Origin of the sequence: Pseudobutyrivibrio sp. 49, from assembly GCF_900100545.1 — a bacterium.
Lineage (GTDB): Bacteria > Bacillota > Clostridia > Lachnospirales > Lachnospiraceae > Pseudobutyrivibrio.
The window spans coordinates 1-12,070 of sequence record NZ_FNDP01000033.1 but is presented as its reverse complement, the minus strand read 5'-3'; the positions used below and the strand labels follow the sequence as shown (position 1 = coordinate 12,070).

Sequence of the window (12,070 nt, the reverse complement as noted above, 5' to 3'; positions counted from 1 at the left end):
CGGTTAAATATTAATTACATATACTTCGCACCGTACAGTATGTGATAGAATAAGGCTTCGTACATACTGGCTATGTACAGTTACCTCTTTTTAGAGCTGACACTATATTTTGTATATCAAGTCATGATTACAAATTCTTATATAAAGGATTGAATCACCTGTAGTGGCTCTTGGTTTTATAGTGGATGTGTATGCGATTCCTTGTTGTCCAATTTCTGTTGTGCAGTGGTATGCATAATATCTTCCACCTGTTTTACTCCAGGATTTAACGATATTATCACAGGTGCCCTTAATACCTTTAAGATTTTTGTATTTCATTGCTCTTGAAAATGATACTATTCCAAAAAGACAAATGACGGGAATCATAACTAAAATAAAAAGTGTTATAACTCCCTTTATAGAGTGGTTATGTAATGCCAGATTTATATTAAAAAGAAAGAGATAGTAGGTTGCAAATAAGTCAATAATAAGAGCTAAAGAATATTTCAATATAAATATCCTACAATCCTTCTTAAATGCTGGTCCAATAGGGGAAATATCAATTTCACGTAGATCGTTTAAAGTATCTTTATCTATTCTTTGAAAATAATGTATATCGTTTGGTTCAAGCATAATAACCCCTGTAGTTTATATATTCATGCAAAATTTTTCTAAGTCAGCTGTTATTTTTTTTAGATTCATCTATAACTTAATAGTATTTTATGAGAACAACGAGGCAGCTGCAATAGCTGCTTCTTGTTTTCTTTCGTCCTTGTCTCCAATATAGTGCTTAGATGTTTCAATCGAGCTATGGTGAAGAGCATCTTTTACCGCATAGATGTTGTTAGTGTTTTTATAAACTGTAGTGGCAAATGTGGCTCTTAATTTGTGTGGTGAAATATTACTTGGAAGTCCGGCTGCCTTACAGTATTTCTTAAGCATTTTTTCAATAGAGCTGACCCCCATTCTTTTACGTTGTGTAGATAAGAAGAGGGCATTTTCTTCTTCTGAATCGACCAGAAGAGGACGAGTAAATTCTAAATAATCGTCTACGACATTTTTGACAGCCTCAACAAAATAAACGTAGTCCTCATCTTCACCCTTTCTTATGATGTGAAAACAAGGCTGACCTGGAGTAGTCAAATCGTAATCGCTTATATTTAAGCCAACAAGCTCGGATACACGCATTCCTGTGCCCAAAAGTACCATAATAATTGCCAAATCTCTATAAATGAGCTTCTCAGAATAAGCTTTTGAATGCTCCTTTACGCCATTTTGATTTTGTATACAATCCAACAAAGTTCTTACTTGGTGCTCGTTGAGTTTAATAACTTCCTTTTCCTTTACTTTAGCACCTTCTTTATCGATTACGGGATTAGTTGTAATCGCGCCGATTTTGAAATAGAATTTGTAAATCGATTTAACTACAGAAAGACGCCTGCGTTTAGCATTATCTGCTAGGGTTGCACCTGATTCAGAGCTGGCAACAAACTTGTTTATTTTTGTAAGCGTGACCTTATCTAAATCAGTCACTTCAAGATCAGTTATAGATTTCTTTTTTACAATAGTCGCAACAAATCTAAGGAATACATTTACTTCATATAGATAGCTTTTTATAGTATTTGTTGAGCTGCCATTTACAACCAATGACTCATAATAATCTTCGATAAATTCTGGCATACTGTTTATTAATTCATTGATTTTTACATTGTTTTTTTCATCTACTTCATTTCTGTATTCGCGACTCATAGTGACTCCTTAGATATAAAAAACTTAATATATTTTGATTATATCATAAAATTCCGCAAAATCTATATTTCACGGAAAGATAAGCTTAAATTCAAAAGCACCCTCTTAGGTGCCTTTGCTAGTTTTATAACCTTTATATATTATAGACTATCAGTTGAATGTTCTTGTTTATAATAGTTACTTTCCGTTGTTGCATTGAACCCATCCAACAAGTATTCTTGTGGAATATATTCATTATATTCAAGATCCATAAAATAATTGCAAAAAATCTGTTCTGCATATATGATTCTGCCTTTACCATCCGTTAGAGCATAGACAAAACCGTTATATGAATCTGCGTTTACAGCAAGGAGGTCATATGTTTTTTCTTCTTTTACATCATAATATCCAATATATTCAGTCGAATTATAGTCCTTTAATCGCTCGACTTCCCTGGCATAATCTTCACTAGAGTAATCTACTACCAAATATCCAAGATATTGTTCGTCCCATGGATTATAATAAACCATCTTGAAATCGGCCACATCCATAGAATCTGTGATTTCCGCTGGCCATATGGTTTCGTCCATTCCACACTTAGTCCATATGGTATCAACACCAGGCTCATAAGCTCCATTTGAAAAATTCATGTATTCATTATATTTTGATACATCTTCATATACTTCAATTTCAGCATCGTTAACCATCCAAATAAGTATTCCTGCAAAGATAGTTATTATAATCACTCGCCAAGCAGCTATTATCAAACTTGCAATTGTAACAATTTTTACTCCTAAAAGCAGACGTTTATTCTTAACAATTTTCTCTAGCAAACCTGTCACATATAGTGTTATAACAGCCATTATTACAAGAATAATAAATGAAATCAGCATAGAAAGTCTAAATTCGTAAGTATCCTTACTTGATGATACAAAAGACTGCCAACCAATTGATAATATTGAAATTATTACTCCAACAAAACTGATGATTTGAATTCTTTTTAATAATTTACCTTTTTCAGCATCAGCATAATCCGCCATCTTTGTGGCAATTTCTTTTAATTCTTCGTTCATCATCTCGCTTTTCCTTTCTCCTTCAATGAGCTCGCGCACATCAACATCAAAGAAGTCTGCAATTTCAACTAGAAGAGAAATATCAGGCATATTGCTACCGGTCTCCCATCGTGAAACAGTTCTTCCAGATACTTTTAACTTTTCCGCAAGCTGTTCTTGAGTTATTCCTTTTTCTTTTCGCAATTCTTTTATGAATTGCCCAATCTTTTTCTGATCCATCTAGGTTCTCCCTTCAATCACTAGAATAAAAAATCATGCTATCAATGAACACGACACAAAGCGAGAAATGCCGTATTTTCAGTGGTAGACAGTGTTGTCTAGTGACAGATATCCATTATATCGTATGAATTAGTGCAAAACAACAAAATGACCTGAAGTGTATAAAAACTTCAGGTCATAACAAAACTAAATGAATGGATTACCAGTTACTTCTGTTAGCGGTTCAAAGTTGCTATCTGGTATGGTATCATCCGGTTCATCCCACCCATAATATGCCATCGCGAATTTGGCTCGTTCCTCGTTGTTCATACCTTTGGTGTGCTCAAGTATATATTCCGTATCACGATAAGTGTCAAGAAAATCCAATGGAACCATGCCATCCTGCCAAGCATCTTCTGGATTTGAATGAACGCTATTACCATTCTTCACCCACTCTCTCACCGCACGGCGCTCTTTTGGAGTCATAGGCGTAACTTTAACATATTCCTTGTATTCTTCTTCTAACGATTCTTTTAACCATTCTGGTAATTCGATATTAAATTTCATATAAACCGCCTTTCTCAAATCTTCGCATAGTAGTTTTCATAAGCAAGTTCCAGCTGTTTACGTAGTTCCTTGTTCTCTTCCATAAGACGTTGATTTTTTCGTTTTAGACTTTCAATAATGGCATCTTTACCTGAGTCAGAAAGCTTTGTATTTGCATTCACCTTAGTGTTATCACCGCGCAATGCCAAAATTCTGGCCTTTATATCAGCGTTATTATATAAAGTTGTTTTTGATAACCCACTTTCAGCACTTACACTATGGAAATTGACAGGTTTTCCGGCTTTGTTTAAAGCTCGTATTGCTGCATCAACCTTATCGTGTGTATTCTTTATTTTTTGAGCCCTAACTATTTTTAGATCCTTGGCCATTATGCTATACCCCCCTTAGTCTTTTTGATTTCTGATTTTAGTCTATCAGCTCTTCCGTATATTATGCTTCCTGAAGAAATGGTGTTATAAATCTCTTGGTATAAGTTGAAAAGTTCTTTGTTCTCTGTTGTCATGGCTTCATTACCATTCTTCTCACCAATAGCCATCATTGATGATGCAGACCGCATTAGAACCTTATATTTTTCAGAATCAGTAGTATTTATACCAATACAAAGATTTTTACATGGTTTACCGCCGTTGCAAGTCAAACATGGTGGCTGTTTTGCAAATTTACATTTACCTTCAGATCTTTGCATACAAACACCATAAGGTGTATCGATAGCATTCATCTTAAAAGCAAGCCAGAAGTCATCTAAATCGGTTTTTATAATAGATGAAACATCGGCCATCTTTAATGAAGCATCTGTATTAAAGCTAAAGACACCGCTTTCAACAACCTTTTCAAACATTTCTCGCTTTGTACTATCGAAAAGTTTTGCATAATAAAGAGTCATATCACCAGAAGCATGTCCGAGTAATTCTTGAAGAGTCAAAATGTCCATGCCATTATTTAAGCAAGATACTGCAAAAGTATGTCTAAACGCATGATTATGAAATCGATATATTTTTCCATCAGTATCTGTAATATTACATTCTTCTGCAAAAATGTTAAGTATTCTAAGAACATTGTCTTGTGACATCGGCTCGGTTGCTTTTACTGATGATGGAAACAAATAATGATTGGGATTACGGTATTCATTAGCATACCGGTTTACTATTTCGCATCTTTCTTTTATCAGTTCAGCAAGTTCTGTAGTAATTGGCATTCTGTGATTTTTAAGCTTAGTCTTCATTATGTCAGTTTGAATCCAATATTGTCCGGACTTCTCGTCTAAACAGTCTGTTGTTAGTTCTAGGGTATCCGATATTCTAAGTCCGGTATTATGCATAATAATGATGACTAATCTAACATCTTCTTGTAGGCATGAAATATTAGCATATATTTGAGACAATATGTTTTCTGGAATATATCGCTCTACTTTTACCTTATTTCTCCCACCATTTGGAATATCCTGTGAAAGTATAAGTCTAAGTATGGGTGTGTGTGGCTGCTCTTCAAAATCCATAAGCTGTATATATTCTAGAAACGAACGTACTATAAGAATTCGGTAGCTTACATACGAAGCTTTATCCTTAGCGTTATAAGCTGAAATCTCATTATGATATGCCAAGATGTCTTCTCTAGTGAGATTGTTTAAATCTGTCCAATCACTATGTCTTCTATATATGCTATTAAGAAAAACGATAAGAACAGAATTATATGATTGGGCACTTCCCCATGTGTAATTTGTTCTACTAAGAAGTCGTTGCTTGGTATATTTCTTTAGTAATTTTTTTAAGGCTGGTGATTCTACTTTCGAGAAGTTAATTTGATGGGAATTGCTAGATTTTGTACGATGAAGATTGTATTCTTCAAGCCATTCATACACCCAGATGTCCTTCTCCCAAATTGTTCCCGTCTTTTTTGCAATCCAAGTATCCATAGTTTGATACATTATTTTTATAAAACTTTTTAGCTGCTGCGGTACAACATCATCATAATGGTATTCCAAATATGTATGCCATTTGAGTTCCATTGTCTGTAGGGGTATCTCAGTACAGGATTCTATATTAGGATATGTTTTTGCAATGAATGCCAAATAAATATCTAAGCACCTATTGTAAGTTGTTACTGTTGCATCCGCACCCCATTGTTGTTTAGAAATTTTCCAAAACATATATGCCTTTGCTTCTGCTAATATTGGAAGCGCTGGATAATTAAACTCTACATGCAAATGATTCGCCTTTAAATGTCTTGTGACTTTACATTTTTGCCACACATTGTCCCAATTCCAGGTGTTTAATTCCATTAAATAATTGGGAGCAGAAGGAACTGGAAACATATTGTTTTGTTGCTCAACGAGATACTCTTCATAGAACTGCTTAGGCGAGTTATCAGATTCATCTGTGTTGTATACTTTAAAATTATTGTCCATCGCTATTATTCTCCTCCAAAAAACTGTCTTTGACCTTATTCCATTGTGTTAATACTTCCTCATCATTCATTTCTATATAGGCATCTATAGTCGTTTGAACAGAAGCATGACCAAGAGCTTCTCTAACAAATTCAATGTCATTGGTTTTCCCATATAGAATTGAGCCATATGTTGAACGAAATAGATGAGGATGAACATCTATACCTGTCTTGCGTTTAATTCTACGAAATAATGAATACACGCTTGGTTTATCAAGCGGGGTACCAATTTGAGCCCCGCGAATTTTTACAAAAATATAATTGCTAGATATTCCAGACGTACACTCCAAATAAAAGCAGTAATCATCGTATAAATCTAGGCATTCTTGATTCATGAGGATTTCTCTAGAACCAGTCTTATTAAAGGTTTGATTGGGATTGTTTCTTCTATCGGCTAAGATAATTTTGAAAGAACCAAACTGATCTTGGATAATGTCCTCGTGTTGTAGCGAAAGAGCTTCACCTATCCGTAACCCCGTTGTGAAAAGCAGGTACATCAAGAATCGGTCGCGAATATTACCAGCAGCCGCTAGACAGTTCTTGATCTCGGCGTCTGACAACCTCTTTGTTCGCTCTTTTGCTTCTTTGATTTTTAGCATATTCTTTTGATAGGGCTTGTTTTTGGTAACATGATAGAGAAAGTCCTTATATTTGCGAGGACCATGCTTGCTGAAATAAACACTCTCATCAAGATTTAAATCAGATTGGTATGTCACAAAAAGAAAGCGGTAATAGCTTATAACCGCTGTGACATAGAGATTGATGGTTGAAGATGTTCTAGCTGAATTACGCTCTCCTATGCCAGTTACATTGGCATATTCATTTGGCGACATGAGCCAAATCATGAAGTCACTTAATACTTTTACATTAACTTCTGATTCATCTTTTTCTGTTAGCTCTAGGAAAGTATAAAAGTTCCTTAGAGCCATACAATAGGTTCGCCTGGTTTCAGGTGATTTCTGAGTACTATGCAAATACTTCATGAATTTTGCAGGGTACTCTAATGGAAGACCATTTGAGTCTATGAGAAGATAGTTGTACTCATTTGGTCCTACAAGAATTGGTTGTACTCTCATTTTTTTACCTCCTTAACTGTACTAACTGAACTGTCAGAACTAAGTATAGTTAATCTTAAAAAGAGATAAAAAATTGCCCACCTAGCGCACATAACTGTACTAAGTGGACTATAAAATTGAAGTATAGTTAATACCTCTTTTTCCGAGAAGTGCAAACAAACGTGAAAATATATACAATAAATACGATTACAGTAACTTTTTTATGTAAATGCAAATTTCTTAAAGTTAATGCAAGTTTACAGAGGTAAAAGCAATACATATAGTACTGTTGCATTTAGTTCTAGAAATTATAGGCATAATTAAAGGAACTAACCAGCGCCTTATAATATGTTTATTTAGTTAAACAAATTTGAATTGTGCGATTATGACTCAACAAAAGAATTGATTTCCTTCTCCAAAAGACGAAATACATTAGCAACCAAATATCCATCTGCAATTGCGTGATTAAGTCGAACAGTTACAGGCATAACAAGTCTACCGTTTTCCTCTCTGTATTTTCCCCAATTGATAATAGGCGCAAAGAATAAATGTCCATCAGGCAATTCAATATTAAGCGAGTCATATGAAAGCCATGATATATAAGATGCATCAAACCAGTTTGGATGATTTGCCATGTCTAAACCATATTCACGAGTCTTCTTCGCTTCCTCAACATCATTTAAAGCACCAGTGTAAAACTTTTTATATTCCTCAAAATACTCTGTATATACCGGCGTACAGGTTTCCGTATCTTCATGAAAAACATACTGCGTAGGATTTATTACGTCATAGCAAATCAGCTCATCTGTCTGCCAAAGATACCCCATTCTGTAATCTTCACGTGAGTTCAAAACTTTTGATAGAATATAAAGGAAATTTATATAAAACTTTGTCCCATTTCTTTTGGAATACCCAACGAGATACGTAACGTCAATTCTTGCAGTCATTGAAGTCGAACATTTACAGTCTTCCGAGAAGTGGCGAAACACTCCTTTTCTATAGTATTTTTCTTTATCAATTATCTTATAGTTCATTTTTATTACCCCTACAAACTGGAAGTTAATATAGCAATTTATTTCAGCAGATACTTATCAAATGCCTTATGAGGATCCATGTGAGTATCCTTAAAAAACAAAAAGCCCCAAATGATAAACGTAGGAATAGCCATATAAGGCGATATAATAAAAGAAAGCACCGTACCTATGAGCATTAATGCAGACCAAATCAAACACTGATTTCTTATATCTCTAGAAATAGCTGCTCTGTCATACATTTCCTGTTCTTTATCTGTAAAGGAATTAAATCCAGCAACAAATTTAGTTGCCCTTTCTTTGAATAATCCAAACAACAGTCCTACTGTTGCAAATGGTATAACCAGTACTCCGCACATCCAAGCTCCTAGATTCATCATATTCCTCCCTTATAAACTGCGATTGTTAATGTCTTTATTTTAGTTGATTAGAGAGCTAAGTAAAAGTTTTAATTACCATATTTCTCATTTTTGTTTCATATATACATATTAAACAATCTGCATATAGAAAAAGGTTACTGTTTTCAGTAACCTCAGTAAATATCAATATTTAATGTAGCCCTATCCAAAGCCCCAAATGCAAGTATAACTTAAATTATACGCATAGATAATTATATAAGTTCGAGGCCTCCCCTTTATAGTAAAAAAGACCTTTCAAGATCCCATCTCTTGAAAGGTCTTTACTTATTAGTTACTTTTGTCTTTCTGTGAATTCACGCCAGTTATTGGATTTTAAGATAATCCTCTTCTGCTACAGACTCACACCACTCATTACTTGTCTCCTCACCTTCTATCTCAATAGCAAGATGTGAGAACCATGAGTCAGCAGCTGCTCCATGCCAATGTTTTACATTAGCTGGAATATTGACTACATCTCCAGGGTGAAGTTCTCTGGCTTCCTTTCCCTCTTCCTGGTAAAATCCTCTACCTCCGACACATATAAGCATCTGACCCCCGCCGCTCTTTGAATGATGTATATGCCAATGATTTCTACATCCAGGCTCAAAAGTTACATTGAAAATAGGAATCTGCTCTGTAGAAACCGGTGCAAGATAGCTCTGTCCATCAAAGTACTGAGCATAAGCATCATTAGGATTTCCAATAGGAAAGATTATAGTATTCTGATAACGATCTTTATCGGTAATCTCAGCAACAGGCTCATTATATACTTCTTTTGCCAGGTTAAATACAGCCCACGCCTTTGGCCATCCCGCATAGAAAGCCACATGTGTGATAATAGCAGCCATCTCCTTTTGTGATACACCATGATTTTTTGCATTCATAATGTGATATTTCAGACTGCTGTCAGTGATTCCCTGAGACATTAATGCCACAACTGTAATAATACTGCGTGTCTTAACATCAATATCCTGATTATTCCAGTTCTCTCCAAATAAAACATCGTCATTAAAATGCGCAAAGTCTGGAGCGAATTCTCCAAGCTGTTCTCTTCCTGCTGTCTGTACAATCTTTTCACTCATGTTTCTCACTCCTTCTAATCAAGTTCTAATCCTGATATCCAATTTTTTATCTCATCTTCTGTGGCACTTCCACTAAATCTGTTTCCAGATAGCCAGTTTCCTGTTCCGGCTTTTTCTACCAGGTTTGCGCTACTACTCTCATAAGTAACATTGAAATTATTTTCTTCATTTGGTACCTCTCTTATTTTCTTATAAAATCAGCATCCTTGTCTGGCATGCTTTTATCAGATACGTATCTTTCCACCGTCATATGAAGATCATATTTTTCCCGAAGGTCCATTATTGTTTGCATCATAGGTGAAGCATGATGGACATCAATAGACTCCTGATCTTCCCAACTATCCAAATCTTTTTGCAGCACCATCTGTTCCTTTATAACGTAAATTGACTGTAATGCTCATCATAAACCTCCAATCACAGATTCATCTTTGCACAGTTACCAACTTTTTTCCCTGTTACGAAATATTCATATGTAGGGAATTCAAAGAGTACAGGCTTAAATACGTGATAATCAATCTTACCTGCCTCGTTTAAGACAGATTCATCTGCGTAAGTAGCAAGAATCTTTCCGATGAAATTATCAAAATTCTCAAGCTCGTAGTTATAATCCATCTCACACTCAATGGATACCTTTGCATCGTCAATAAGTGGAGCACCGTTTTCTCCAACAGTATATTTAAACGCATCCGACTTATCTTCTTTATTTCCTGAGATGGCTCCCATTCTGTCAGCTTCTTTAAGCCATGATTCGTCTACCACATTTACTGAAAACATTTTGTTTTCACGGATACCCTTATTTGTATAGTGTGCCTGAACCATAGATACCATAAGGTGACTATGTGCCACTGTTCCAGCATGTGCTACAAGTGTCCAATTAGGTTTACCATCAACCATTGCTCCTACAACGATTACAGGTGATGGATATAATGCAAGTGTTGCTCCAATATTTTTCTTCATTTTAAATTCCTTCTTTCTTAAATCATAAAATCAGCGTCAAAAACTGATACGTCATTTCATAAATTGTCGTATCCATATGAGAGAGCTTTACCTCATCCATTGCAGATATCTGTTTATCTGTAGGAAATGAGTATGGGTAGATTCCATACATATATGGGAAGAATGCATATCGTATCTGCTCGCTCTTTTGATTGGACACCTTAAGGTGTTTTTTTAAGCATTCATCAAAAAGTTCTATCGAATTCTTGAAAGTTCTCTTGTAGTCAACAAGAAGTTCTTCCCTACTATTTTCCTCTATCTCATACAGATTCATGGCAGAAATTTTCAGAAGTGTCTTACGTTCTTCCATAGATTTTGCTATTGCTCTCGCCAAGGTATCTTTATCCATATCAGCGTTTCTTCCGATAATGTTTTTAAGAGTTTCATTCCACTTTATATATTCACGGGTTAAAAGTCCTAAAAAGATTTCTTCCTTAGTCTGGAAATAATTGTATATGGAAGGTCTGGAAAAGCTGGTCTCTGTGCTAATAACCTTTATGTTAATGCTCTGAAAGCCCATTGTTTCATAAAGCTTCTCACAGGCATCCATAATTTCCTCTCTTCTTTTATCAATTGTCTCTTTATTTTCTACTGCCATGTTTTTTCTCCTTAAACTGTGTATCAATACTTTTATATTATCGTCTGGTTGACACGCAGTCAATTGCAGGGCAAAAAAATTATTCCATCTTCTTTTCCCACATACGGATAAGATTCAGTTCCAGACTATCTGCCGTATTCTCAAGCATTGTTATTTCTTCCTGTGTAAGATCAATATTACATGCTTTCACAGCATCCTCAACTGGTGTTATGGAAGAATAATCCATACACTGAGGAGTTAATTTGTCTGAAATGATATATGAATCTCTTGGAAGACCTTTTAGAAAGCTTCCCAAAGTCTTCTCCGATGTTCCCATACCATATACATATGCTGTATCCCAGAGATTCAGTCCCTTATTCATAGCAGCATCAAATATAGGTTTAAGAGAATCAGCTGTTAAGCTTCCGCCAAATGTTCCATCATTGCCCCATGCCCATGCACCAAGTGCAATCTTAGGTAATGCTTTTGTCATTTTTATGTACCCCTTTCTGTTGACATTGTGTCAATTGATGATTGCATCATATCACCTTCTTGACACTGTGTCAACTGCTATTTGATAAAAAGGCAGCGTAAATTTGTACTCGGAAATCACAGAAAAGACTATCCATGTGTTTTATGATAAGAATTAGATTTGTTATAATCTTACTCTTTTTCTCTTTTAAAAGGAAGCCCTGCTTCGCAGGCCTCTAATTAAGTGCACAAAGCGTACTTTACTGTACGACAAATAATCCTTCGTTTGCTTGTTGATATTTTATCTGCCTTGAAATGGGTGTCAAGGACTTCAGCCTTCGGTGCGTAGCATCCTTGACTCCCATTTCTGGGCAGATACACTGTAAATCAAGCAAATGAAAGATTAGGTTTGTGCGAAGCACGTTTATTAAAGGCAACACCGTCAGGTGTTGTTTCCTTTTAAAACCAACTTC

At 35.3% G+C, this 12,070-nt stretch carries 15 protein-coding genes; all 15 read right to left on the bottom strand.

The features are described 5' to 3' along the window. Positions 1–102 precede the first annotated feature (102 nt). Positions 103–612, bottom strand: coding sequence for a hypothetical protein (locus BLP54_RS15320; protein WP_090171467.1), 510 nt, complete (start codon positions 610–612; stop codon positions 103–105). 87 nt (positions 613–699) lie between these two features. Further along, complete coding sequence (locus BLP54_RS15315; RefSeq protein ID WP_090171464.1) at positions 700–1,728, bottom strand: tyrosine-type recombinase/integrase; 1,029 nt, start codon at positions 1,726–1,728, stop codon at positions 700–702. A 140-nt stretch (positions 1,729–1,868) separates the two neighbouring features. After that, a complete protein-coding gene (locus tag BLP54_RS15310) occupies positions 1,869–2,999 on the bottom strand; it encodes a helix-turn-helix domain-containing protein (protein ID WP_090171461.1) in 1,131 nt (376 codons plus the stop codon). A gap of 186 nt (positions 3,000–3,185) precedes the next feature. Then, the gene (locus BLP54_RS15305) at positions 3,186–3,545 is read right to left on the bottom strand and encodes a hypothetical protein (protein ID WP_090171458.1); all 360 of its coding nucleotides are present in this window, start codon (positions 3,543–3,545) and stop codon (positions 3,186–3,188) included. A 14-nt stretch (positions 3,546–3,559) separates the two neighbouring features. Next, a complete protein-coding gene (locus BLP54_RS15300; RefSeq protein WP_090171456.1) occupies positions 3,560–3,913 on the bottom strand; it encodes a DUF6262 family protein in 354 nt (117 codons plus the stop codon). Further along, complete coding sequence (locus BLP54_RS15295; RefSeq protein ID WP_090171453.1) at positions 3,913–5,949, bottom strand: tyrosine-type recombinase/integrase; 2,037 nt, start codon at positions 5,947–5,949, stop codon at positions 3,913–3,915. Before BLP54_RS15295 ends, BLP54_RS15300 begins: the two co-directional genes overlap by 1 nt. Next, complete coding sequence (locus BLP54_RS15290) at positions 5,939–7,063, bottom strand: tyrosine-type recombinase/integrase (protein WP_090171451.1); 1,125 nt, start codon at positions 7,061–7,063, stop codon at positions 5,939–5,941. The genes BLP54_RS15295 and BLP54_RS15290 overlap by 11 nt, the downstream gene beginning before the upstream one ends. Before the next feature lie 362 nt (positions 7,064–7,425). Next, positions 7,426–8,076 carry a CatA-like O-acetyltransferase, family 3 gene (locus BLP54_RS15285; protein WP_090171448.1) on the bottom strand — a complete coding sequence of 217 codons (651 nt, stop codon included), beginning with the start codon at positions 8,074–8,076 and terminating at the stop codon, positions 7,426–7,428. A gap of 38 nt (positions 8,077–8,114) precedes the next feature. Further along, positions 8,115–8,453 (bottom strand): DUF3784 domain-containing protein, encoded by a 339-nt coding sequence (locus BLP54_RS15280; RefSeq protein WP_242870729.1) that lies wholly within the window; start codon positions 8,451–8,453, stop codon positions 8,115–8,117. 341 nt (positions 8,454–8,794) lie between these two features. Next, entirely contained in the window at positions 8,795–9,553 is a 759-nt protein-coding gene (locus tag BLP54_RS15275; protein WP_090171445.1) for a carboxymuconolactone decarboxylase family protein, read from the bottom strand. A 181-nt stretch (positions 9,554–9,734) separates the two neighbouring features. Further along, complete coding sequence (locus tag BLP54_RS15270) at positions 9,735–9,917, bottom strand: hypothetical protein (protein ID WP_330386176.1); 183 nt, start codon at positions 9,915–9,917, stop codon at positions 9,735–9,737. 50 nt (positions 9,918–9,967) lie between these two features. After that, positions 9,968–10,510: a flavin reductase family protein gene (locus tag BLP54_RS15265; protein WP_090171443.1), complete on the bottom strand. Its 543-nt coding sequence runs from the start codon at positions 10,508–10,510 to the stop codon at positions 9,968–9,970. 22 nt (positions 10,511–10,532) lie between these two features. Beyond that, the gene (locus tag BLP54_RS15260; protein WP_090171440.1) at positions 10,533–11,147 is read right to left on the bottom strand and encodes a TetR/AcrR family transcriptional regulator; all 615 of its coding nucleotides are present in this window, start codon (positions 11,145–11,147) and stop codon (positions 10,533–10,535) included. Between the two features lie 79 nt (positions 11,148–11,226). Next, the gene (locus tag BLP54_RS15255) at positions 11,227–11,619 is read right to left on the bottom strand and encodes an aldo/keto reductase (protein ID WP_090171437.1); all 393 of its coding nucleotides are present in this window, start codon (positions 11,617–11,619) and stop codon (positions 11,227–11,229) included. A gap of 238 nt (positions 11,620–11,857) precedes the next feature. Further along, positions 11,858–12,070: hypothetical protein (locus BLP54_RS16010; protein ID WP_207646788.1), on the bottom strand; the 213-nt coding region annotated here is incomplete at its 5' end.